Source organism: Labrys methylaminiphilus subsp. lupini, from assembly GCF_051161885.1.
GTDB lineage: Bacteria > Pseudomonadota > Alphaproteobacteria > Rhizobiales > Labraceae > Labrys.
The window spans coordinates 2,053,600-2,078,250 of record NZ_JBMDIH010000001.1; the positions used below are offsets into that span (position 1 = coordinate 2,053,600).

Consider the following 24,651-nt stretch of genomic DNA (forward strand, 5'->3'; position numbering starts at 1 on the left):
TCTACGATCCTGGAAATCGTACCCCTCCGATCAAGTCTTGGGCTCTTCGAAAATCAGGGCGGTGCCGAAATTGTCGGCGGCCGCGATGGCCAGATGCTTGCGGTGGCGGATGAAGGGAATGCCTGCCTCATCCAGGCGGGCAGCGACCGCTTCGAGCGGTGCCGTCACCTTGAAGGCAGCCAGACGCGGTCCGTGGGCCAGCGACAAATCGGGCTCCAGGCCCAGCACGTCGCGATAGCAATCCGGCGACATCGCCTCGACCGTCCCGCGTGGCGTGACGATCGCCATGTTGCGGGCGCTGGCGCAGACCGCCCTTGCCCCCGTGAAGGCCTCGAAGAAAGGCACCGTTGCCGCCGGCTCAGCGGCCAGTATGACGATGCCGCCGACTTTGACCGCCCCGTTCGCGTGACGCTGGAAGTCGGGATTCCAGAAATTCTGCGGCTCGTGCTGCTGTGTGGCGAAAAAGCCTGCAGCCGGCATGGCGGTGTCGGCGGCAAAGGCGAGCGTGAAGGCGACACGAACCACCGAACCATCCGGCCGCGTGGCCTGGCGTTCGAAGAAGAACGGCTCAAAGCCGCCAATATCGGCCTCGTCGAAACTGAGTTTGTCGGCGGCGGCATCCTGCGCTTCCACCACCAGCATCGCGAAGCCGTCCCCGAAGCGGGCCAGATAGTCGCGGGAGAAAGAGGCGAAGCGGGAGCGATCGGCCCAGGCGGCATCCGTGATGCCGTCAGCCCCCACCGTGATCAATTCCAGGAAGATGCCCGGAAATTGCACCACGTGGTTCTCGGTACCCCAGGGATGGCTGTTGCGAGCGCCGACCGTGAAGCCGAGTGCCCGGTAATGCGCAGCGGCGGCATCGAGGTCGCGAACGGCAAGAACGAGATGATCGAGACCGCGGGACATGAGGTCGCTCCAGTCGGAATCGGGGGGCGGGTCTTCAAACCCGCCTGAAACAGGGTCTTGTCAGGAAGCGCAGGTCTGAAGACCCGCCCCCCGTCAAACCAACCGGCTTTGCTCGACGGCGGCCGCGATGAAGCTAGAGAACAGGGGATGCGGCTCGAAGGGACGCGACTTCAGTTCGGGATGATATTGCACGCCGATAAACCAGGGATGGTCGGCATATTCGATGGTCTCCGGAAGCAGGCCATCCGGCGAAGTGCCACAGAACACCATGCCCTTGTCTTCGAGGCGCTCGCGATAGCTCATATTCACTTCATAGCGATGGCGATGGCGCTCGGAGATCGAGGTCGAGTTGTAGATATCGGCAATCTTGGAATCCCGCTTCAGCGTGGCTTGATAGGCGCCGAGGCGCATGGTGCCACCGAGATCGCCGCCCTGGGCGCGCTGCTCGAGCTCGTTGCCCTTCATCCATTCGGTCATCAGGCCGACGACCGGCTCCTTGGTCGCGCCAAACTCGGTCGAGTTGGCGCCCTTGATACCAGCGAGCGAACGGGCGCCCTCGATCACCGCCATCTGCATGCCGAAACAGATTCCGAAATACGGCACCTTGCGCTCGCGGGCGAAAGTCACCGCCTTGATCTTGCCCTCGGCGCCGCGCTGGCCGAAGCCGCCGGGAACCAGGATGCCGTGAACATGCTCCAGATGCGGAGCCGGATCGTCCTGTTCGAAGATCTCGCTCTCGATCCAGTCCAGCTTGACCTTGACGCCATTGGCGATGCCACCATGGGTCAGCGCCTCGGTCAGCGACTTATAGGCATCCTTAAGGCCGGTATATTTGCCGACGATGGCAATGGTGACCTCGCCCTCGGGATTGTGGACGGTCTGGGAAATCTTGCGCCAGCGCGACAGATCCGGCTTGGGCGCGTCCTCGATGCCGAAAGCCGCCAGCACCTCGGTGTCCAGGCCCTGCTCGTGATAGGCGATCGGCACGTCATAGATCGAAGCGACGTCGCGCGCCTCGATCACCGCGGTTTCGCGCACATTGCAGAACAGAGCGAGCTTGCGGCGCTCTTCCTTGGGAATCTCCCGGTCGGAACGACAGAGCAGGATGTCGGGCTGGATACCGATCGAGCGCAGTTCGGCGACCGAATGCTGCGTCGGCTTGGTCTTGAGCTCGCCCGCCGAGGGAATGAAGGGCAGCAGCGTCAGATGGGTGTAGATGCAGGCACCGCGCGGCAGGTCGCTCTTGATCTGGCGGATCGCCTCGAAGAAGGGCAGGCCTTCGATGTCGCCGACGGTGCCGCCGATCTCGACCAGCACGAAATCCACGCCGTCATTACCCTTGAGGACGAAATCCTTGATGGCGTTGGTGACGTGGGGAATGACCTGGATGGTGGCGCCGAGATAGTCCCCGCGCCGCTCCTTGGTGATGATGTCGAGATAGATCCGGCCCGTGGTGATGTTGTCATCCCTGGAGGCCGGACGCCCGGTGAAGCGCTCGTAATGGCCGAGGTCGAGGTCGGTCTCGGCCCCGTCATCGGTGACGAAGACCTCGCCATGCTCATACGGGCTCATGGTGCCCGGATCGACATTGAGATAGGGATCGAGCTTGCGAAGGCGGACTTTGTAGCCGCGCGCCTGAAGAAGCGCGCCAAGGGCCGCTGAGGCCAGCCCTTTGCCAAGCGAGGAGACCACGCCGCCGGTGATGAAAATGTACCGCGTCATGGAGCCCCACTTAGACAAAAACACAATGATTCGACGAGCGGACAATCGCTGCCCGCAGGATTATTTTCAGTTCACGCAAAGACGCGACAGTCCTCAGCCCGACAAATGACCGCCGGGCTACACAGTTACGGCTTGGCCGGCGCAGCCGGTTCGCCACCGCCCTGCAACTGGTCGAACACCGAACCGCCATTGGACGGGGCCGGAGCCGCCGGTGCCGGCTGAGCGGGAGCCGATGGCGAAGATTGGGCCGGCTGGCTGGCCGGCGCGGCCGGACGATACTGGTCGAGCAGCGAACCACCCGGGCGGCTCTGCTGATTGGCGAGAATCGTCAGCAGCAGGCTGGTAATGAAGAAGGCAGCTGCCAGACCGGCCGTCGTCCGCGTCAGCAGATTCGCCTGGCCGCGTCCGGTCATGAAACCGCCCGTTCCGCCGCCGATGCCGAGCCCCCCACCTTCGGAGCGCTGCAACAGCACCACAACAACAAGGGCCAGCACCACCATCAGGTGGATCGAGATGAGAACGGTTTGCATGAACTGATCCGGAAAGAATTCGGGCGCGTTCCTACACGAAGCGAGGCCCGCTGACTACCCCTGTCATATGGGAAGCTGGCATGAACTGCGCCAGCCCCCCGTTTTTGAAGATCAACCAGGCTGCCGGGAGGCAACAAAAGCCTCGTGCTCACGCACGAGATCACCCGACAATGCCTTGGCGATCAGTGCCCTCGTCTCCGGGATGCCGTAGATCGCCGCGAAAGAGCCGAAGCGAGGGCCGCGCTGCTCGCCCAGGAGGATGCGATAGAGGGTGTTGAACCACTCCAGCGAGACGCCGGGGCGCTCGGGCGTGGCGCCCTTGGCCTTGAAGTCCTGATAGGGCGGCAGAGCGCGGCCGACATCGTAGACCGCCTCCTGGATCGCCGCGGCGTCCGCATCGTCAGGCAGGGCACCGAGGGCGTCGGACAATTTCTGCAGTGCCCCCCTCTCCTCCTCGGTCGGCACGGCATAGCTCTTGGCGGGCTTCACGAAATCCTGGAAATAGCGGATCGCGTAGCCGACCAGCCTGTCGAGCTGCGGATGGGTCTGCGGCGATGCGTCCGGAGCATGGCGACGCAGGAAGCCCCACAGCACGTCCTTGTTCTCCGCATTGGCAACGGCAACCAGATTGAGCAGCAGCGCGAAATTGATCGTGGTGCGCGCCCCTTCCTGGCCGATCGTCTCCGGCGCCGGCGGATTTCCGCCATGAATATGCCAGACCGGGTTGCCAAGCTGGTTCTTTGCATCCTGCCGCCCGAAGCCGCCCAGAAACTGCAGATACTCGTCGACGGCTCGTGGAATGGCGTCGAAATGCAGTTTCTTGGCCGAGCGGGGCGACTGGTACATGTACAACGCCAGGCTCTCCGGCGTGGCATAGGTCAACCATTCGTCGATGGTCAGGCCGTTGCCCTTCGACTTCGAGATCTTCTGACCGTGCTGGTCGAGGAAGAGTTCGTAAACATAGTGCTCCGGGGCCGTGCCGCCGAGGATCTCGCAAATGGCGTCATAAACAGGCGCGTTGGTCTGGTGGTCCTTGCCGAACATCTCGAAGTCGACATCCAGCGCCGCCCAGCGCGCGCCGAAATCCGGCTTCCATTGCAGCTTCACCTTGCCGCCGGTGACCGGTAGCGTCTTGTCGACACCGTCCTCGTCGGTGAAGGTGATGGTCCCTGCCTTGGCATTCACGTCCTTGAGCGGCACATAGAGCACCCGCCCGCTGCTCGGAGAGATCGGCAGGAACGGCGAATAGGTCGCCTGCCGCTCCTCGCCGAGGGTCGGCAGCATGACGGCCATGATCTCGTCGTACTTTTCGGCGGCCTTCAGCAGCACGGCATCGAGCTTGCCGGATGTGTAGTATTCCGTCGCGCTGGCGAATTCGTAATCGAACCCGAACGTATCGAGGAACCGGCGGAGCATGGCGTTGTTGTGATCGCCGAAGCTCTTGTAAGCGCCGCCAAACGGATTGGGAACACGGGTCAGCGGCATCTGCAAATAAGGCTTGAGCGCTTCGGGATCCGGCACATTGTCCGGGATCTTGCGCATGCCATCCATATCGTCGGAGAAGCAAATCAGCCGGGTCGGGATACGATCTTCCGTCAGCAGGCGAAACGCATTGCGCACCATGGTGGTACGCGCGACCTCGCCGAAGGTGCCGATATGCGGCAGGCCCGAGGGGCCGTAGCCGGTCTCGAACAGGATCTCTTTCTTGTCGCCGGCGCGCTTCTGCAGACGGGCAACGAGCTTCCTCGCCTCCTCGAATGGCCAGGCGGCAGAGACATTGGCGGCCGCGACGAGCTCGGCCGGATAGAGATTTGACATGTTCGATCCGATTTCTTTCTGCTGCTTGTGGATGGGAAGCCAAGCGGAGTGCGAAGCGGCTTGATTTTTCTCGACCGCAAGCGGAAGGCACAGCCATATTCAGGCTGGGCCGCAGCGTCAATCTTGGCGCGTGCAAATGATCGGTCGAGGGGCGTGATGACGTCGATTCTGGACTATCTGACCGCCGCTCTCGTCACTTTGCTGGTGGTGGTCGACCCGCCCGGCCTCGGCCCGATCTTCCTGGGCGTCACTCGCGGCATGAACAAGGAGCAGCAGCACTCGGTCGGCTGGCGCGCCAGCGTGATCGGCTTCGGCGTGCTCGCCTTCTTTGCCGTCGCCGGGGAACCCTTCCTCAGGCTGCTCGGCATCACCACGCCGGCCTTCCGTATCGCCGGCGGCCTGCTGCTCTTCGCCATCGCCTATGAAATGGTGTTCGACCGCTCCACCATGCGTAAGAACGAGACTGCGGAGACCGCCATCACCAAGGACTTCATCTCCAATGTCGCTGCCTTCCCGCTCGCCATCCCTTTGATTGCCGGTCCCGGCGCCATCACGGCCGTCATGTTGCTATCGGCCCAGACCCATGGCGAGCCGGCCAAATTCGCATCCCTGTTTCTCGTCATCGCCTTCGTGACGGCCTGCTGCTACGTCTCCTTCCGCCTTGCCGGCGTGATCAACAAGCTTCTGGGGATCACCGGCAATGTCGTGCTGACCCGACTTCTCGGCATCGTCCTGTCGGCCCTGGCGGTGCAGTTCATCGTCGATGGCGTCAGGGCGATCGTGACCGGATAAGGGCCCGCACTGCGTTCGACACCATTTCTCCGTCTCGGCAGGGCGATGATCGAGCCTTCGATCGCGCACAAAAGCAAGACGCCGGCCACGAGACGTGACCGGCGCTTCAGGCACCTTGTCGACGGGTCTGTTCCGACGTCAGAACGGGATGTCGTCGTCCATGTCGGCCGAGGAGAACTTGCTCGAACCGGCCGGTGCCGGACGGCGCTCCATCGGGCTCGACGAGCCGAAATCATTGCCCTGATAGTCCCGGGCGCCCTCACCCTGCCCACCGCCGCCGCCGCGCGAGTCCAGCAGTGTCATTTCACCGCGATAGCGCTGCAGCACGATCTCGGTGGAATATTTTTCCACGCCCGAAGCGTCATTGTATTTGCGGGTCTGCAGCTGGCCCTCGAGGTAAACCTTGGCACCCTTCTTCAGATATTGCTCGGCGATGCGTGCCAGCCCCTCGTTGAAGATGACCACGCTGTGCCACTCGGTCTTCTCCTTGCGTTCGCCGGTGGCCTTGTCGCGCCAGCTTTCCGTCGTGGCGATACGCAGGTTGACGACCGGCTCGCCCGAATTGAGCCGCCGCACTTCAGGATCGCGGCCGAGATTACCGACCAGAATGACCTTGTTCACCGAGCCCGACATCGAGGCTTCCTTCCTTCGCTTCACAGCGTGCCGGCCGAACCGCCCTGCACGCCCCATGGCACCCCGAAAGGCGCCTCCATCATTTCTGCTCTAGCATGCTCCCGGCGCCACGCCTGCAAGGGAATTGGCTTCGTGCACAATTAGTTTTGTTCCACATTTGTTCGTGCAATGCAAGCGCCCGCCTTAACGATCCGCTTACCAAACCACCCCAAAGACCACACCATACCGCAGTCTGTCGTTCCGCCTCGAATCATGTGGGAATCTGCGGCATCTGGCCAAGAAAACCTTGCCTTTGCCCGATAACTTGCCCAACAAGCAGGTCGAAAATCAGAACCGCGCTTTCCGTCATCGCTCTTTCGCCACATTGGGCGTGCAGGGGAGCCGCACACTCATTCTTAGTTCCATACGAGGGCAGCAAAATGGCAGGACCAGGACAACAGCGCGAAGCGACCGACGGAGCCAACACGGTAGCGGCTCTGGGTTTGCGGCGCGCCGCTTTGCGCGGCATGCTCGCTTCCCCGATCATCGATGCGGATGACCAGAAGGGGCTGCGCGACGAACTGGTCTCCGAGCTGCGCTCCATCGCCAATTCGATCTCCCGCGCCCCCGCCAAGAACGCCGTCGAGCTCTGCGCCAAGCTGGACGTGCTCGGCGAGGAATATCGTCCCGACGGCGACAGCGGCTCCATCCGCGAGCTGATCGCCTCGATCCGCCGTGACGTCGTCAGCCTGACCGGCCGTCCGGCGGTTCAGGAGCGCGCCTCCTTCCAGACGATCCGCCCGATGCACAATGCGCGCGCCGCCGAACCGACCCAGCAGCCGGCTTCGGCCGAAGCGGCTGGTGAAGCCAAGGCCGACTAAGCCTTTCCTTCGAGGCCGAAATCATCACCCCCGTGGAGCGATCCGCGGGGGTTTTTCTTTGGCTCTCGATCTCTCCCTTTGGCGTTGGCCGCGAGCAAAGCGTGTTCACGTGTGAACGCTTGTCCCAACGCTGCGTTCCGGCACGTCTCTACAAGTCCAGGCGATTCCGTCTCGTTGGCGAAAAGCCGTTGGTTCCAAACAAAAGGGGCAGGCTCGCGCCTGCCCCCATTCACTGCATCGACCTTGGGATCGACAATCGCTCCTTATTGAGCGTTGTCGCCCTCGCCTTCATCGTCGCCGCCTTCGTCACCGCCGCCGGCACCAGGTGCGGCTCCACCGCCGTTGCCGGCGCTGAGCACCTGGCCATTGACGCTCACGGCCTTGGTTGCCGCGTCGAAGTCGACGTCCCAGACGGCCTTGCCGTCAGCACCGGTCTTGGCCAGCCCCTTGATCAGGGCGATGCCCATCAGGGCCGATTCCTTGTTGGGAACCTGGGCGTTGTTCACGGCCGCAATGATCTGGTCGAGATTGGTGGCCGAAATCGTCACCTTGCCCTTCTGGCTCGGCATGACGCTCATCTTGCCTTCCGCGCTCACCGCTCCGGCCGGGGCGGTGAAGGTGCTGGGCGCCAGGGTCACATGCGGCTGTCCGGCCATGAAGAGAGCCAGGAATTGCGGCGTCAGTTCGTTGGGGATCGGCGGATCCTTGCTCGCATCGAAATTCTCGATCGCCAGCTTGGCGATGGCCTCGAGGTCGACGCCCTCGAACTTCACGTCGATATTGCCCTCGCCCGGAACCAGCGGAGCCACCCAACCCGGAATGGCCGGGGACTGCGGCAACGCCAAGCCATCATATTTGATGTCAATGCCATAGGAGGCATCCTTGACCGCGCCGGTCATGCCGACGCCGTAGCTCAGGCTTCCGAGCTTGACCGGACCCAACGGCGTCTCGACGGTGACCTCATTCAGCTTGGTCGTGCCGGACAGGTTGTTCCACAGTGGCAGGGCTGCAGTCAGCTTCTGCTTGATCTCGGCCTGCTTGCCGATCAATTCCTTGGGATCCTTGGAATTGGCGGCCATGCCAATGAATTCCAGCACTGTCGTAAGCTGGAGATTGTCGACCTTTCCATCAGAGGCCAGCGACTTGGCCGAAACCTTGATGGTAAGGGGCTTGGTCTTGCCGACGATGTTCTCGACGAAATCGGTGGCCGAGCCGGTGGTGCTGATGTTGACGCCCCCACCACTGCCGGCGGTTCCGGTCAGCTTGGAGGTGATCGCGCCCATGCTCGCGGTCACGGTGCTCTCGGGATCCTCCATGTCCATCGCCATCGAGGCGCAGGTCACTTCATAGGTCGAGAAGGTCGAGATCTTCGGATCGAACACGCCTGCCGACTTGCAAGGCGCCGCAACCTTCATGGCGAAAGGCTTGTCGCCCTGGGTGCCGCTGAAATTGTAGTTGATCGGCGAATCGCTGGTCACCGCATAGGTGCCGTCCGAATTGGGTGTGGCCAGATAGGTGATCGGATCGAAGCTCGCAGTGACGCCGGCTCCCTTGAGCTGGGCCAGGGTGGAGGCCAGATCAAGCTTCACGGCATAGGCGCTGCCCTGCGGGGTGATGGACAGGATGCCCTTCTCGAAAAGGCCGCTGCCGAACGTCTTGGCCAGGCTGTCTTGCAGTTGCTTGGCGCCATCCGCCGATACGCCCTGCGCAAAGGCGGGAGCGCTCAGCAGCGTCGCGGCCAGTAGCGTGCTCCGAAAGGCCAGCCTGGCGGCGGGACTGCGGCGTTTCATGCGAAGAAGTTGCATGGAGTTTCCTTCAGTGGGTGGGAAGCCGTTTCGCGGCGCACTCTTAACCCAAAATCATGAGGTGCGCACGCTTGGGTCGATGAAAGAGCGGTGGACGTTCAGGACCGGCTGTGAACCGGTACAGCGGCACTAGGCCCCGTCAGGATCGGAAACGAGGTGCCGAAACGCACATGACACATTCAATAGTCTCCGTGACGGGAGCGTTTATCACGCTGCAGGCGAGCCATCCTGATGGCTGTTATGGATCATGGATGGGGCAGCGGACAGTTCCGTGCGTCACAAACCTTCCTGGATAGAGAATTGCGGCAAGAGCGTCGCGATGGCAGTCGAGCGGCTACCACTACTCAGGGTAGCACCCTAGCACCAGCCTTCAATCGATACATGACAAGAGGTCAAAAAAACGGCAAGAATCGGGATTGCCAGCATGAAACGTTTACGGTTTCGCAGCATTATGCGATGAAAACAAAAGTGCCCTCGGTAATGGTTCGGTGTTAGACCTACATCGCTGCTGTCCGAAAAAATGGAAGCGACAATGACAATTCTCAAGATCCTCACCGCCGTTTTCGTCCTGGCTGGCTTGGCAGCCTGCGCCAGTGACTACGGCCAGGCCGACCGCCGTCCGGCTTACGTCGTCGGGCCGGATACGCCGTTCCCGCGCTGAGCTCGGCACACTGCTCGTGAGCGTTTAGCCCAACACCCGAGCACCCGAGGTGGCATTTGCGCGTTGTAGCAGGGCATGAGCAGCCTCCATCAGGTTTTAGCCTGCACGAACACCCTGCCATCCGGCGGGGTTTTCTTTTGTCCAGACGTCCACGGGCGCCGATTCGCTACCCTGCTGCCGACTGGCCCGCATTACGGCATCCGTCTCCCGCCTCGCGGATGCACTGGGATGAATTGCCTATTTAAAAGAAATACGGGGAAAGAGAGCGCACTCTCCTTCCCCAAAAAAGTTCTGTTTTCCGTTAAGCTTTCGCGAGATAAGTCTGCGCCTGGACACTAGCCTTGCTATCGTCGCCTGGCAGAAATAACACCCGTAAACTCTTGAACGGCATTGTTAGCATAACGATGCTACATGGAAAATCTAACCTGTCCATAGCCCAAACTCCCTTTAGGAAGTGATGGTCGAATTATATCGATTTACGCCAGGGCGGGCGCATCATAATACCATAAAGCAAATACGCCTCTCACGATCAGGCGACGACGATCGGGTGAACAGGGGGCATCACGCCCCCACGATACCGATCGGCCCAAGACAAAGTCAGGGCATGTCGAGCAGATATCTGAATGAAGGGGGGGTGGCGGAGACGCAGTCCGCCTAAAAATTCTTCTATTGATTTGTTTGTATCGATATATTTTTTATCATTAAACCGCTTCCCTACTTTCTTCCCCACTGAAAACTCGGGTTTTAGGGACGATATGGACTCCAAATTTGTGTGGATTCCCCCCTGCCCGCGAATCGGCGACGATGGCAGCCACGCCCGGAATCGAACCCGGATCGGCAGCTTATACCAACCTGCGCTGATCAGAACCCATAGGCCCATTTGCGACGTCCGATGGTCATGATGTGCCCAGGCTGGTCGATGAGCTTGTTCCAGGCCTGGCAGCAATGGTCGACGATATTGTCGTAGAATGTGAAGACGCGGTTGGAGAGCCAGTTTTCGCGCATGAACTGCCAGATGTTCTCGACCCCTTGGGCGACAGCGAAGCGCCTTCGCTTCGCGAAAGCCGGGTTCAGCTCGGGACATTTGGCAGGCAGCGAGATGATGCTGATGTTGCCGGGCATCCCAAGCTTGTTGGTTGTGTGCCAACCAGCCTGATCCACCAGCACGACCGCGTGAGCGCCGGGTGCGAGAGCCAACGATACTTCGGCCAGATGCAGCGACATGGTTTGGGTATTGCAGAAGGGCAGGACCAGGCCGGTGCCCTTGCCCAGTTCAGGGCAGATCGCGCCGAAGATGTAGGCCGATTTGGTCCTCTGATCCTTCGGCGCCGACGGTCGGGTTCCGCGCCGCGCCCAGCGCCAAGTGATTTTGTTCTTCTGACCGACACGCGCTTCGTCCTGATCTGGAGGACGCGCAGCGAAACCATATCTCTATGGGCGTGCCCTTCGGGAGGGTTGCCCTGACCTTTGCCAACTCGGCGGCAAAGCCTCGCCATGGATCGCTGGGATCGGGCCACTTTCCACAATCTCGACCAGCGCCTGGTGCTGGGCATCGTTGAGCCGGGATCGAGGGCCGGAGGCCTTGCCATCCAGGAGGCCGCCCGGGCCACGGTCATTGGACAGAACCACCCAGTCACGCACGATCTGCAAGCCCACGCCGCCGATCCGTGCTGCTGCGCTCCGGCTCCCGCCGTCGTAAATCTCGGCCAAGGCCAGCAGGCGCCGCGCTTGGTTCGCACTTCTCGACGTCCGTGCCAATCGCCGCAACGCCGCTCCGTCATAATCCGCTCGCAAGCCGATCACCAAGCCCATGGTCACCCCCTCCATTCAAGGGCCCATAGATTCAGACTTTCGACTGCTTGGGAATCCCCAACGTGAGTCAGCGGTCACGCAGGCTGCGTATAAGTGAAGCTGGCGCAGTTGAAGAAAATGAAACCAGAGACCAAATAGCAAAACAGATGCAGAAGAGCCCCAAAATCCATGCGATAGAGACTATCGCCCAGAACAGATCTTTGAATTTGGCTCCCAATATTTTCTCTATAATTAAATTGTATCGGTGTATTTTCTAAATAGTTTTTATATTTTTCGCCAATATAAACATACATATAGGAGTTTATTTTAGTATTTACGTCGAACGTATTTGAATTGATCGACGCTTACATTAAGTATTTCGGCTAACTTAAGGTATATTGAAAGCGGCAGACTTGTGTCACCGTCTTCAATTCGGGAAATATCGGCGACAGAGACACCCGCCAAACTGGCCAGCTTCTCACGCGAGAGCCCCATATCCTCTCTCATGGACAAAAGAGATCTTTCGGCCGCGCCTTGTGAGCGGGCTCTGGCTGACGGGAGCTTGTTGTCCGATAACTGTTGCCGCTTCAACGACCGTTGCGTATCTGCTCTCATTCTATAGTAAAGGTCTGATGTTACCGTAAGGGCGCCCCTCGGTGGGCCGGCATCAGTTCCCTTGCCTTTTGATTTTTTCATTCAGAAATCCTCATCAAAGAGGATCCGATAACTGTTCGATAAGATGAATGTTCCCGAAAATGTACAAACGCGACACGACATCACGTGGATACATTGAGGCGATGACACTTTGTGCGCATCGCGAGCGTCACCTAAAGGGAGCAACCGTCCCGGCCGATGTAACCGGGGACTCCGAGCGGCCAGCCCGCGCCCGGCCGATGTTTGGACGTATCTTGAAGGTATGTCGTGCCGTTGCGCTCTACCTAGTGCTGAGTTGGCATCCGGGGAATTTCCCCAGATGCGCGAAGGGAGGACGCCGTCTTGTGATCAACCCCGCTCGCCGTTTCTTAATAAGAGGGCAAAAACACACTGGCACATCAGGGTTTTTCGCCTTTATTATTTCACATATACCCACAAATACGACGAATCATACTATAAGTATATTAATTTTTTGGAATATTTTTGATTTTAAATGATTTATTTATATAATTATTTTATTTTTCTCTACGATATGGTAATTTTCAAATATTAATACACATAATTTTTTCGAAATGTTGCCAATTGGCAACAGATTTTATCTCCTCTTAAAGTTATTGATGGGGAGTACTCTCTTGGATTGTAGCCATGCGCAAGCTTCTCTTCGCCGCTTCTGCTCTGGTGTGCCTCTCGGTTCCGGCTATGGCTGCGGATCTCGCGCCAGCAGCCATTGAGCCAACTTCACCGGTAGCGGCGCCCTTCAGTTGGACAGGCTTTTATGCTGGCGTGAACGCCGGGTATGCCATGACCAAGTCTGAAGAAGGGTGGCGGCACACCAGCGGAGGCGATGACCCTGACGCTATTGCGCTACGGCAGTCGCTCACCAACCACTCTTACGACCTTGACGGTTTCCTTGGCGGCGCTCAGATCGGCTACAATTGGCAGCAAGGGCATTTCGTAGTCGGTGCAGAAGCTGATGCCGACTTCTACCAGAAATCATTCTCCAAAACCCGCAGCCTTCTCCCCGATTTCCCTAGCAATTCGGTTACCCAGACTGGAAAAGCGACGGGATTATATACCGCCCGCGTTCGCCTTGGTTATGCATTTGATCAGACACTCATCTATGCCACCGGTGGTTGGGCGGGAACACAGTTGGATTTTCGTGACTCGTCAGTTTATCCGGGTAGTTTCCAGGGTGTGTCAAAATCGGAATTCAAATCCGGTTGGACCATTGGGGCCGGCGTTGAGCAAGCAATTAACGATCACTGGTCAGTGAAGCTTGAATACCTCTATGCCGACTTTGGAAGCACAAAATCATCTTCGTGCAACAACTTCTCTACCGATCTTTGCTATTCGCATAAGCACGACGTCACAACGAATGTCGTACGCCTCGGCGTCAACTACAAATTCTGATCGCCTTAGCTAAGTGCTCCTGTCGGCGCAGTCACCGTCAGGGCCGCCGCTCGACCCGATCGGGCGGCTGGGCCGCTCCACACCTGAATTTCTATGTTCAGCCCCAGCGCAGCAAACGCCGCATCGATCTGATCAAGCTTTGACGCATGATCAAGCAGGAATAGGCGGTCCACGGACCCCCGTTGCCAGCCAAGCCGGCGCGCCAGCTCCGCGCGGGTGATGCCGGCCGCACGAAGAGCCGTGTAAAGCTGCATTTTCAGCTGTGTCCCCAGGTAGGGTCGAACCATGACGCTCCGGGGCTCCACACGATCGGCTGGCGGGATATCTTCGCCGTCAGCGATGCGCGACGCTATGGCCTCTTCGATTGCATCCCTTGCGTGGCAATATGGATGTCATGGGAAGGGGGGGTGGCGGAGACGCAGGGATTCGAACCCTGGATACCCTTGTGGGGTATGCTCATTTAGCAAACGAGTGCCTTCAGCCTCTCGGCCACGTCTCCAATGCCCTCCGGATAGACAATCCCGTTCCGGCAATCAAGGTAAAATCGCAACGAGCCCCAAGCTTTGTGACGGGTACTGTCATCTGCGTGATCTCTTCGGTCTCAGTCGCAGCCGATCGGAGCGTGAAAATCACCGATCTGACACGCAAAAGCCCGCTCAAGCCCGGCAGAGATGTCGAGGAAGACACAAGCGCGGCGAAACGAGGCACCGGCACGACGAGCATTCCGTTCGAACCCCGTTTGCTTTAGAGGACAGTGCGCTCTAGCAAAACGCTCTTTGTTTCGATGCGCCTTTGCGGTTCCAGGTGATTCCGTCCAATCGCAAGGCGCTTTCGGAAGCCGTGGGAGGACCTGGATGAATAGCACCGCCAAATCGAGCACTGCCGTTGCTCCCAGTCGGGACATCGAGCGCCTGCTCGATATCATGGCCGCCTTGCGCACTCCCGGCACCGGCTGCCCCTGGGATCTTGAACAGGATTTTGACAGCATCGCCCCCTATACGATCGAAGAAGCCTATGAGGTCGCTGATGCGATCCAGCGCGGCGACATGGCTGATCTCACTGACGAGCTTGGCGATCTCCTACTGCAGGTGGTGTTTCACGCCCAGATGGCACGCGAGGAAGGTCTTTTCGATTTCGGCAATGTCGTCGAGGCGATCACCACCAAGCTGATCCGTCGCCATCCGCATGTTTTCGGCGAGGCCCGGAACCTGCCGCCGGCGGAGGTGAAGAAACTATGGGCGGAGATCAAGGCGCAGGAAAAGGCCGAACGCGCGCACCGCCATCCGCCGGTTGGCCCGACGAGTGCCCTCGAAGGCGTTCCCGCCGCCATGCCGGCCCTGACGCGGGCGGTCAAGCTGCAGGAGAAGGCGGGCAAGGTCGGATTCGACTGGAACGACATTCGCATGGTGCTCGCCAAAGTGCGCGAAGAGGCTGACGAGATCGAGGCCGCCCTCGACGAGGGAGCCGGCAAAGACGCGTTGGCGGCTGAAATCGGCGATCTGCTTTTTGCTGTCGCCAATATTGCCCGCCATGCCCATGTCGACGCAGAAGGTGCGCTGCGCGGCGCCAATGCTAAATTCGAGAAGCGCTTTCATTTCATCGAGGCTCGCCTGAGCGAGAAGGGCACGGCTCCGGCCCAGTCGAGCCTGGAAGAAATGGACGGATTGTGGAACGAGGCCAAACGAGCGGGCCTATAAGCCCCGCTCCTTCTGCCGAGAAGCGTGCCGCCCCACCGAGGCAGGCCTGCATAGCCGGCGCCCGCATGGCCTCACTGGCCGCAAACGGCATTCCATGCGACAAACCAGGCTCACCTGCATTCCTCGTCTTCGCGTGATCCGCCATGTCGTCCAGCCCGCCGCCCGCCGATGTATCCGCAGCTCTCAGCGTTGAGGAACGACGCGAAGCCATCGTCAATCTGGTGCGTCAGCACGGCTTCGTCGGCGTCGAAATGCTGGCGGGCCGGTTCAATGTCACCGTTCAGACGATCCGGCGCGATCTCAACGATTTGAGTGACGAGGGGCGGCTGGCGCGCTATCGCGGCGGCGGCGGCCTCCCCTCCAGCGTCGCCAATATCGACTACAGTGCCCGCCAGATCATGAACCAGGCAGAGAAGGAGCAGATCGCCAAGCTGGTGGCGCGCCACGTACCCGATCATGTCTCCATCTTCATGAATATCGGCACCACCACCGAGGCGGTGGCCGCCGCGCTGATCCATCACCAGGATCTGCGGGTGATCACCAACAATCTCAACGTGGCGACGATTCTCTCGCGGCACACCGATTTCGAGATCACCATCACTGGCGGCTCGGTGCGCAACCGCGACGGCGGCGTGCTCGGCCCGGCCTGCGTGGACATGATCAGTCAATTTCGCGTCGATATCGGCATCATCGGCATCAGTGGCATCGATACCGACGGCACGCTGCTCGATTTCGACTATGACGAGATCCGCGCCGCCCAGACCATCCTGCACAATGCGCGCAAGACCTATCTCGTCACCGACCACACCAAGTTCCAGCGCAGACCACTCCTGCGCATGGCGTCGATCACCGAAGTCAGCGCCGTCTTCGTCGACAAGGCGCCGCCTCGGGCGCTCACCGAATTGCTGGCGGCCAGCGGCACGGAGCTTCATATCGCCAGCGCCTGACCGGCATCGCTGCGTTGGGCCGTCCTCGAAGAGGGCCGGCTTGATTTGTGACACAGTTTGTCATGAAAAAAACAGCCCGCGGCTCCTTTCGAATTGGAACATTGCGAAAATAGCAGTCACGCGACGATTCAAATTTCAACACCCATTGATTGTGATTTAAAATCCGAAGGAACATTCGAGTCCCTATTATTTTACCTAAACTATCCACGATGCGACGTGTGCGGGCCAAATCCGCAGCCTAAACCAAGAAATCTCTCATATGCTGTCGGTATCTTATTATTGACGCCTCAAAGAGGTTTCACTTTTGGAACAGTTTGTCATTTTCGTTTTCCGGGAAACGAAAGGTAAAATTTTCTATTGCGAAAATACCAAACCGCGCCAACATGCCTTCCGAATATGACGCCCTCGCCGATGAGGGGCGAAATGCAGGGAGACGGAACGCAATGGTTCAGGCCATCTCGCCACGCCCGATCGACATCCTGACTGCCGTCACGATCCGCGGTGTCGCCCGATGAGCGAGCAGGCATCCTCCAACGACATCTTCGACGTCTTCGTCATCGGTGGTGGCGTCAATGGCTGCGGCATTGCCCGCGACGCCGTCGGGCGGGGTTATTCAGTCTATCTGGCAGAGATGAACGATCTGGCCAGCGGCACTTCCTCCAAGGCTACCAAGCTGATTCATGGCGGCTTACGCTATCTCGAATATTACGAGTTCCGCCTGGTGCGGGAGGCTCTCACCGAACGCGAGATCGTCTGGTACAACGCACCGCACCTCGTCCACCCGCTGCGTTTCGTGCTGCCCTATTTCAAAGGCCTGCGCCCGGCCTGGATGCTGCGGATCGGCCTTTTCCTCTACGACTATATCGGCGGCCGTAAGAAGCTGCCACCCACCCGGACGCTGGACCTTCGGCGCGACGAGGCCGGCAAGTCGTTGAAGCCGATCTTCTCCAAGGCCTTCGAATATTCCGACTGCTGGGTGAATGACGCCCGTTTCGTGGCCCTCAATGCCCGCGATGCCGCCGACCGCGGCGCCGTCGTCCGCACTCGCTGCAAGGTCGTCGCTGCGCGTCGCGACAGCGGCCTATGGCGCCTCCGGCTGCTGGATCAGACCAATGGTGCGGAGAACGAGGTCACCGCCCGCCTTGTCGTCAATGCGGCTGGTCCCTGGGTCGACAAGGTGCTGGCGGACGTGGTCGCGCACAAGGAGCCGAACCAGGTGCGCCTGGTCCAGGGCAGCCATATCATCGTACCCAAGCTCTTCGACCACGACCGCTGCTACATCTTCCAGAACCCCGATGGCCGTATCATCTTCGCCATTCCCTATGAGGACGAGTTCACCCTGATCGGCACCACCGACCAGGATTACAAGGACGACCCGGCCAAGGTCGCGATCACGCCCAGCGAGACGGACTATCTGTGCAAGGCGGCGAGCGAGTATTTCGCCAAGGAAATCACGCCTGCCGATATCGTCTGGACCTATTCGGGCGTGCGCCCCCTCTATGACGATCACGCCACGGCCGCCCAGGCAGCCACCCGCGACTATGTGATCAAGGAGGAGTTGATCGACGGCGCGCCGCTGATCAATATCTTCGGCGGCAAGATCACCACCTATCGCCGCCTGTCGGAATCGATCCTCGAACATATCGAGAAAACGCTTGGCGCCAGGGGCAAGCCCTGGACCGCGGACGCGCCCCTGCCAGGCGGCGACATGCCCAACGCGGATCTCGACGCCTTCATCCGCTCGCTGATGGCGCGCAAGCCCTTCCTGTCCCCTGCCCTCGCCCGGCGTCTTGCCAAGGCATACGGCACGCGCGTCCTCAAATTCCTGGAAGGCGCCAACAGCATGGCCGATCTCGGCCGCGATTTCGGCAAGGGCCTTACGGCCGCCGAGATCGACTATCTCGCCGACCAGGAATGGGCCGTGACTGCCGAGGACATTCTCTGGCGCCGTTCCAAGCTCGGCCTGCATCTGCCGCCCGAGGTGGCCGGTGACATCTCCGCCTATCTCGCCGCCAGGCAGAAGGCGCCCGTTCCCCACTGAACTCGTTCTGAGACCAAACCGGACTGCAAGAACATATCGAGGAGGAAAGCATGACCAAATATGTCGGGTCCATCGATCAAGGCACGACCAGTACTCGCTTCATCATCTTCGACCGTCGCGGCGAGATCATCTCCGTCGACCAGAAGGAACATGAGCAGATCTATCCCAAGCCCGGCTGGGTCGAGCATGATCCGGCAGAGATCTGGCGCAACACCCAGAGCGTGATTGCCGGAGCCCTGAAAAAGAAGGGACTGACCACGGCCAACCTCACATCGGTAGGTATCACCAACCAGCGCGAGACGGCGGTCCTGTGGAATCGCAAGACCGGCGCGGCGGTGCACAACGCCCTGGTCTGGATGGACACCCGCACCGATAAGCTCGTGGGCAAATTCGCCAAGGATGGCGGCCAGGATCGCCTGCGCGCCAAGACCGGCCTGCCGCTGGCAACCTATTTCTCAGGCCTGAAGCTGCGCTGGCTGCTGGACAACGTGCCCGGCGCCCAGAAGGCGGCAGAAGCGGGCGACCTCCTCTTCGGCAACCTCGACACCTGGCTGGTGTGGAACCTCACCGGCGGCACCAAGGGTGGCTTGCACCTGACCGACGTCACCAATGCCTCGCGTACCCAGATGATGAACCTGGAGACGCTGGACTGGGATGCCGATATTCTCAACCTGTTCGACATCCCGCGGGCCTGCCTGCCGCAGATCCGCTCCTCCAGCGAAGTCTACGGCAAATGCACCGGCGTGCTGGCCGACATCCCGGTGGCAGGCATCCTCGGTGACCAGCAAGCCGCCCTGTTCGGCCAGGCCTGCCTGCAGCCGGGCGAGGCGAAGAACACCTATGGCACCGGCTGCTTCATGCTGATGAACACCGGCGACAAGCCCTTCCACTCGACGGCCGGCCTGCTGACCACGCTTGGCTACAAGCTCGGCGACAACAAGCCCGTCTATGCCCTGGAAGGCTCGATCGCCATCGCCGGCGCTCTGGTGCAGTGGCTGCGCGACAACCTCAACCTGGTGAAAACCGCACCAGAGATCGAGTCTCTCGCCAATACCGTGAAGGACAATGGCGACGTCTATTTCGTGCCGGCCTTCTCCGGCCTCTACGCGCCGCACTGGAAGGAGAGCGCCCGCGGCGTGATCGCCGGCCTCACACGTTTTGCCAATAAGGGCCATATCGCGCGCGCCGCCCTGGAGGCGACCGCCTATCAGACCCGCGAAGTGCTCGACGCCATGACCAAGGATTCGGGCGTTCAGATCAAGGAACTGCGGACCGATGGCGGCATGGTCGTCAATGAACTCCTGATGCAGTTCCAGTCCGACATCCTCAATGTTCCGGTGGTGCGTCCCAAGGTCATCGAGACGACTGCATTGGGTTCGGCCTACGCGGCCGGCCTGGCGACGGGCTATTGGAACTCCACCAAGGACATCTCGGAAAACTGGGGCGTCGACAAGCGCTGGCATCCGATGATGAAGGAAGAGCAGCGCAGCAAGCTCTTCAGCGCCTGGAACAAGGCCGTCAGCCGCTCGCTCGACTGGGTCGACTGATCAACACCGGCAAAAGGGCCGCACCGGGGGGTGCGCGCCCAAAAACAAGAGGAAACATACCATGGCAGTTGGGTTTATCGGCGAGCTCATGGGCACCGCCACGCTCGTCCTGTTCGGTGACGGCGTGGTCGCCAATGTGCTGCTGGCCAAGAACAAGGGCCAGAATTCCGGCTGGATCGTCATCACCGCCGGCTGGGCCTTCGCCGTGCTCTGCGGCGTGCTCGTCGCCGTTGCGGCCGGTGCCCCGGGCCACCTCAATCCGGCGGTGACCCTCGCTTTCGCCACTGCGACCGGCGATTGGAGCAATGTCGTCCCGTTCATCGCGGCCCAGTTCATCGGCGCCTTCATCGGTGCGATCCTGGTCTGGCTCGCCCATCTGCTGCATTGGGGCGAAACCGAAGACCAGGGTCTCAAGCTCGCCGTTTTCTGCACCGGTCCCGCCATTCGTAACTATGGCGCCAATCTGGTGACGGAAATCATCGGCGGCTTCGCCCTGCTCTTCGTGGTCGCGGCCATCGGCTCCAAGGCCGTGGCAACGCCGGGTTATCTCGCCCCCTTCATCGTCGGCATGGTGGTTTGGGGCATCGGCGTCTCGCTTGGCGGTCCCACCGGCTATGCCATCAATCCGGCCCGCGACCTCGGTCCGCGCATCGCCCACGCCGTGTTGCCGATCCCCGGCAAGGGCGGCTCGGACTGGGGCTATTCCTGGGTGCCTGTCGTCGGCCCGGTGATCGGCGGCATCGTCGCCCTCATGCTCGCCAAGGCGACCGGCATGATGTAACGGGCGCGCCTGCAAGAGGCCAAGCGTCTTACTCCTGAAAATGGCCGGTTCATCCGGCCATTTTTATTGCCGCCGTTGCAGCGGCGTTACGGGCGTGACAGCTTCGCGAGCAGTCATGGGGGTGGCCTTTCAGGTCCCTTTCGGAGCAAGGCGGCGATGAAACGCATCCTGATCACGGGCATGTCCGGAACCGGCAAGACTTCGGTGATCCGCGAATTGCTGGCCCGAGGCAACGAGGCCCATGACCTCGACACGCCGGAATGGTCTCATTGGGTCCCTGCCGCCCCGGGAGACGATCTGATACCCGGCCAGGGAGAGGACTGGGTCTGGCAACTCGACAAGGTCGCGGCCCTGCTATCACGGTCGACGCCCGGGCCCCTGTTCGTCAGCGGCTGCGCCGAGAACATGGTTGCGCTCCTTCCCAAGATCGACGCCACCATCCTGCTTTCGGTTCCCCTCGCAACCATCCTGGCGCGGCTCGCGGCCCGCACCGGTGGCGGTTACGGCCATACCGAAGCAGAACGTCGCAAGGTCGCCGAACTGGTCGCGGCGGTCGAACCGCTGCTACGCCAGTCCGCCGATTTCGAGATCGACACCCGCCAGCCGGTCCAAGCGACCGTCGACGCGATATTTCGGTTCATGCGGGCCGACTGACCCCGGCGCGCCTCCTGCGATAACGGCGCCATCACGCCCCTCCCCCTAATCTGGCGAACCGATCGCATGCGAGGGGTCTGCCATGCCATATGAGCGTTCTGTCGGGCTTGGGCGATCGCGCCTGCGGCATATCGGGCACGGAGCCGGCCTTTGCGCTGCCGCCCTGGGGGTTGCCTTGAGCACAGCCCCAGCCGAGGCCGCGCCCGTCATCACCTGGGAAGTGGCCAACCGCTTCCCGCTGTTCCGCAACGAAGGCCATTTCCGCGCTCTCGCCGGCATCTATGCAAGCCTCCCCCTGGCCGATCGGCAGAACCAACCCGTGATGGCGCTGGAGGTCGAGCTCGAAAAACGCGCCGATGCCAGGCAACTCGGCAAAGCCTTTGGCGATCCCGCAACGATCTGGCGTTTCGGCTGGGCCTCCGCCCTTGTCCGCAGCACTTGTTTCAGCGAAACCAATCGCGGGCACTGGGCCTGCAAGCTGACCAATGGCGAGGATTATGTCGGCGCCCGCAAGGCCGACATCCTCGCCAGCGTCACGGAGGCCCCTGCCGGCCGTGAGTGCCAATGGTTGGTCAATGGCGCCGTGGCGGCGACGGCGGCTTGCGGCACCGTACAGGTTCGCCTTGCCGGCATTCCCATCGATGCTTCCTTCACCCTGAGCGTCAAGGCCGATGGCGCGATGCTGGGCGAAGCGGCCGAGCAGATCATCCGGCCGATCACCGTCCTCGGCATGGGCGATTCCTTCGCCTCCGGCGAAGGCAATCCGGACAAGGCTGCGGTGCTCGGTACCGACGTCAACAATTTCCAGGAATCTTCCCACCTGCCGGGTGAATCGGGATGGCGCGGCCGCCTGCGGCTTTATCCCCTCCGCGACAAACACAATTTCGACAAAAGCTTCGGGATCGGCGCCCTATGGATCAATCAGCAGTGCCATCGCTCGCTCTATTCGCACCAACTCAAGGCCGCCCTGGCGATCGCGCTCGAAGCGCCGCATGTCAGTGTGACCTATCTGGGCTATGGTTGCACCGGGGCGGAGGTCTTCGAGGGGCTTCTCGGCTATTGGACAGCCCGCGACGACGTTCCCAAGGATCGGCGGGGTAAGGTGGGTCAGTACGATGCCTCACCACAGTTGATGCGCGCCTTGCGTGACCTCTGTCCCATGCCCCTGAAGGGCTTCAACCGCTTCTCGTCGTCACCGCGCTTTTCCTGGGAGAGCGATCTCAAACGCTGCGCCGCCTTCAAGCGCAAACCCGACATCCTGCTGCTCAGCATCGGCGGAAACGATATCGGCTTTTCACGGGTCATTGCCGGTGAAGCCCTGGTTGCGAGCAGTAACTTCCTCTCGCTCCGCCGGGCGGCCGAAAAACTATGGATCAAGGGGGGCGATCCAATCACCTTCCAGGACGCCACCGCCATGGAGAGTTCGCTGGCCGAGCGGTATCGCATCCTGGGCCAGGCCATTGAACGGCTCCTGGGCCTGAATGCGTCCCAGGTCATTCAAACCGGCTATCCTCAGATGCTGCACACGGGCACCGGCACCTGTCCGCATGCCCCGAACGGAGAAGCGGGAACGGCTGGAATGGACCTTCACGAGATCTTCCGGATCGGCAAACCGACCACTGGACAGGAGTCCGTCACCTTCGTCGATGGTCTGAATGCCAAGATCCGCGATCTCGGTAGCGACATAGGCTGGCAAGTGGTGACCGGCTTCGCCGCGGGGTTCAAGGGCCATGCTTTGTGTCAGCCGGGCATGGCGGACGGCAGCAATGTTCCGGACGGGCTACGTTTTCCGGTCAGCAATCCCACGGGGCAACGCTGGATCCCGTTTTCGCCGCCGGCCTGGCAAGCCTACCGGCCGCGCCAACGCTGGTTTGTCACGCCAAACGATGCCTTCCTCACCGCCAACACCATGCGCACGCTGGCTGGCAGTGGCGGCGATCCTCATATGAACGGTCGAGCTCAGCCGGTCCTGGCCGCCACTCTCAGCGGCTCATTCCATCCCAATGCCCTCGGCCAGGCGGCCATGGGGGACGGGGTATTGAAAGCGCTACGCCAGAAGCTGGCCTTGCCCGACCCCAGCGCTCCGGCACCCTAGCGACCACTTTTGTCGCGCGCCGGGCGCCCGCCAATCCCCGCCATGCAGCCTCATCTCGACAGGACTGCAACCTGGCAAAGGCTCCAATATTAACCATGTTGCACGAATGCAAACTGCCCGATTCCTTCCGCCAAGAAACAGAAAAACCACCCTCTTTGTTCCTGATTAACGCCATTTCAGCTAGTAAAGCGTCTCAAATCAACGCCGGAACCCGTTGCCATTAACACATTGGGCTGAATCTTGTCTGACGGAGCCTTGCTTCTGTCCGATTCGAGACCAACAGTTAATATTCAGTAAATGAGCTATTCATCGTAGCGTAGCGTAAGGATGCTCAAGGATGAAGAGACTTCCGGGTTTGATCCTGATCACCGGTCTTGCCGTCAGCACGGCTTCCTGCAGTTCCAGCCCGGCTGGGCGGGCCTTCAATGGGGCCCTGATCGGTGGCACCAGCGGGGCCATCGTCGGCAGCCTGGTCGCTCGTCAGCCGACCACCGGTGCGTTGGTCGGCGGCGCCATCGGGGCAACCACAGGCGCCGTCGTCGGTCTCGTCACGACGCCCGAGCCGGCGAGGACCAGTTGGTTCTGAAGCCAGCGCTCCAAGCTCGCCCTGGAGCGTTTTGCGATTTGACTGCGCGCTTTGCTCTGGGAAGCAGAGTCCGTGGCGCCAGCCGGACAGCCAGAGGCAACGCGGACTGGTACCAGTTCCGCCCCTCCGATTGACGTTCGCGCCCACCGAGCGCCATAGTCCGGCTGTCGTTTTACGGCATGTGCGGAGTGGCCTCGATGTCGAGACCGGTCATGGGCCTGGCGGGGACCGTCATTCTGACGATCGGCACGGCGCTGCCGGCATTCTCGTCGGAACAGACGCCGTGGCCGTCTCGCGATCCCGGGCAGCCCGATGCGAGCGTGGCCATCACGAGCGCCTGGGCCGCCGTGCTGCGAGACATTCACGACCTCGCAGGCCTGCAGAAGGCGGCCGGCGCCGGCGGCAAGCTTCTTTCCGTCGATGCCGATCTGGAAACGCCCAGAGCGATCTATAGCTGGCGGGGATTGCATGGCCGCGGGCGGATGAGGGTTTTTCTCTATCGCACCGGGGATTTTGGCGTAGCGATCACGCCCGCGGACGGAGCGGGCGAAATCACCATGAACAATGCGGGGGCCTTCGTTTGCCCGACCTGCTCGCCCCCGGTCGATGCCTGCGGCCGGCGACCGTCATGGGTGTCGCACAGTGTGCATTGGGATGGCTCGGACTGCCATTGCACCATCACCGGCCCGCAGACACTTCGGCCCGGCCCGTGTTGAAGGCA

At 60.9% G+C, this 24,651-nt stretch carries 20 protein-coding genes, 1 tRNA gene and 1 pseudogene; 13 read left to right on the forward strand and 9 right to left on the reverse strand.

Annotation, left to right across the window (positions count from 1 at the left end):
• Positions 1-30: 30 nt before the first annotated feature.
• From ACN6KF_RS09745 to ACN6KF_RS09760, 4 genes are all read right to left on the reverse strand, one after another.
• On the reverse strand, positions 31-906 hold the full coding sequence (locus tag ACN6KF_RS09745; protein ID WP_434956655.1) for a VOC family protein: 876 nt from the start codon (positions 904-906) through the stop codon (positions 31-33).
• A 93-nt stretch (positions 907-999) separates the two neighbouring features.
• Positions 1,000-2,628: a CTP synthase gene (locus tag ACN6KF_RS09750; protein ID WP_434956656.1), complete on the reverse strand. Its 1,629-nt coding sequence runs from the start codon at positions 2,626-2,628 to the stop codon at positions 1,000-1,002.
• Between the two features lie 125 nt (positions 2,629-2,753).
• A complete protein-coding gene (secG, locus tag ACN6KF_RS09755) occupies positions 2,754-3,158 on the reverse strand; it encodes a preprotein translocase subunit SecG (protein ID WP_434956657.1) in 405 nt (134 codons plus the stop codon).
• Between the two features lie 111 nt (positions 3,159-3,269).
• Positions 3,270-4,976, reverse strand: coding sequence for a lysine--tRNA ligase (locus tag ACN6KF_RS09760; protein ID WP_434956658.1), 1,707 nt, complete (start codon positions 4,974-4,976; stop codon positions 3,270-3,272).
• Between the two features lie 156 nt (positions 4,977-5,132).
• Here ACN6KF_RS09760 and ACN6KF_RS09765 point away from each other — a divergent pair, with 156 nt between their 5' ends.
• Complete coding sequence (locus ACN6KF_RS09765; RefSeq protein WP_434956659.1) at positions 5,133-5,768, forward strand: MarC family protein; 636 nt, start codon at positions 5,133-5,135, stop codon at positions 5,766-5,768.
• Positions 5,769-5,906: 138 nt separating this feature from the next.
• Here ACN6KF_RS09765 and ssb read toward each other — a convergent pair whose 3' ends face one another.
• Entirely contained in the window at positions 5,907-6,401 is a 495-nt protein-coding gene (gene ssb / locus ACN6KF_RS09770; RefSeq protein ID WP_434956660.1) for a single-stranded DNA-binding protein, read from the reverse strand.
• A 419-nt stretch (positions 6,402-6,820) separates the two neighbouring features.
• On the opposite strand from ssb, the gene ACN6KF_RS09775 reads away from it, so the two are divergent.
• Positions 6,821-7,261 (forward strand): hypothetical protein, encoded by a 441-nt coding sequence (locus tag ACN6KF_RS09775; RefSeq protein WP_434956661.1) that lies wholly within the window; start codon positions 6,821-6,823, stop codon positions 7,259-7,261.
• Positions 7,262-7,524: 263 nt separating this feature from the next.
• On the opposite strand, the gene ACN6KF_RS09780 is transcribed toward ACN6KF_RS09775, so the two are convergent.
• Entirely contained in the window at positions 7,525-9,066 is a 1,542-nt protein-coding gene (locus tag ACN6KF_RS09780; protein ID WP_434956662.1) for a hypothetical protein, read from the reverse strand.
• Positions 9,067-9,598: 532 nt separating this feature from the next.
• On the opposite strand from ACN6KF_RS09780, the gene ACN6KF_RS09785 reads away from it, so the two are divergent.
• Positions 9,599-9,727 (forward strand): YgdI/YgdR family lipoprotein, encoded by a 129-nt coding sequence (locus ACN6KF_RS09785; RefSeq protein WP_245197435.1) that lies wholly within the window; start codon positions 9,599-9,601, stop codon positions 9,725-9,727.
• A gap of 861 nt (positions 9,728-10,588) precedes the next feature.
• On the opposite strand, the pseudogene ACN6KF_RS09790 reads toward ACN6KF_RS09785, so the two are convergent.
• Positions 10,589-11,554 (reverse strand): annotated as a pseudogene (locus ACN6KF_RS09790) (transposase).
• A gap of 291 nt (positions 11,555-11,845) precedes the next feature.
• Positions 11,846-12,214, reverse strand: a complete 369-nt coding sequence (locus ACN6KF_RS09795) for a helix-turn-helix domain-containing protein (RefSeq protein WP_434956663.1) — start codon at positions 12,212-12,214, stop codon at positions 11,846-11,848.
• A gap of 603 nt (positions 12,215-12,817) precedes the next feature.
• Here ACN6KF_RS09795 and ACN6KF_RS09800 point away from each other — a divergent pair.
• Complete coding sequence (locus ACN6KF_RS09800) at positions 12,818-13,582, forward strand: outer membrane protein (RefSeq protein WP_434956664.1); 765 nt, start codon at positions 12,818-12,820, stop codon at positions 13,580-13,582.
• Between the two features lie 408 nt (positions 13,583-13,990).
• On the opposite strand, the gene ACN6KF_RS09805 is transcribed toward ACN6KF_RS09800, so the two are convergent.
• A tRNA-Ser gene (locus ACN6KF_RS09805) sits at positions 13,991-14,081 on the reverse strand.
• A 355-nt stretch (positions 14,082-14,436) separates the two neighbouring features.
• Here ACN6KF_RS09805 and mazG point away from each other — a divergent pair.
• The 9 genes from mazG to ACN6KF_RS09850 all read left to right on the forward strand — a co-directional run bounded on the left by mazG (position 14,437) and on the right by ACN6KF_RS09850 (position 24,646).
• The gene (mazG, locus tag ACN6KF_RS09810; RefSeq protein WP_434956665.1) at positions 14,437-15,279 is read left to right on the forward strand and encodes a nucleoside triphosphate pyrophosphohydrolase; all 843 of its coding nucleotides are present in this window, start codon (positions 14,437-14,439) and stop codon (positions 15,277-15,279) included.
• Positions 15,280-15,422: 143 nt separating this feature from the next.
• Positions 15,423-16,226, forward strand: coding sequence for a DeoR/GlpR family DNA-binding transcription regulator (locus ACN6KF_RS09815; protein ID WP_434956666.1), 804 nt, complete (start codon positions 15,423-15,425; stop codon positions 16,224-16,226).
• Between the two features lie 511 nt (positions 16,227-16,737).
• On the forward strand, positions 16,738-18,267 hold the full coding sequence (gene glpD / locus ACN6KF_RS09820; RefSeq protein WP_434956667.1) for a glycerol-3-phosphate dehydrogenase: 1,530 nt from the start codon (positions 16,738-16,740) through the stop codon (positions 18,265-18,267).
• Between the two features lie 50 nt (positions 18,268-18,317).
• Positions 18,318-19,814 (forward strand): glycerol kinase GlpK, encoded by a 1,497-nt coding sequence (glpK, locus tag ACN6KF_RS09825; RefSeq protein ID WP_434956668.1) that lies wholly within the window; start codon positions 18,318-18,320, stop codon positions 19,812-19,814.
• 61 nt (positions 19,815-19,875) lie between these two features.
• A complete protein-coding gene (locus ACN6KF_RS09830) occupies positions 19,876-20,595 on the forward strand; it encodes an MIP/aquaporin family protein (RefSeq protein WP_434956669.1) in 720 nt (239 codons plus the stop codon).
• Positions 20,596-20,751: 156 nt separating this feature from the next.
• Entirely contained in the window at positions 20,752-21,249 is a 498-nt protein-coding gene (locus ACN6KF_RS09835; protein WP_434956670.1) for an AAA family ATPase, read from the forward strand.
• A gap of 175 nt (positions 21,250-21,424) precedes the next feature.
• Entirely contained in the window at positions 21,425-23,344 is a 1,920-nt protein-coding gene (locus ACN6KF_RS09840) for an SGNH/GDSL hydrolase family protein (RefSeq protein ID WP_434956671.1), read from the forward strand.
• Positions 23,345-23,681: 337 nt separating this feature from the next.
• Positions 23,682-23,930, forward strand: a complete 249-nt coding sequence (locus ACN6KF_RS09845; RefSeq protein WP_105862915.1) for a YMGG-like glycine zipper-containing protein — start codon at positions 23,682-23,684, stop codon at positions 23,928-23,930.
• Between the two features lie 197 nt (positions 23,931-24,127).
• Positions 24,128-24,646, forward strand: coding sequence for a hypothetical protein (locus ACN6KF_RS09850; protein WP_434956672.1), 519 nt, complete (start codon positions 24,128-24,130; stop codon positions 24,644-24,646).
• Positions 24,647-24,651 lie beyond the last annotated feature (5 nt).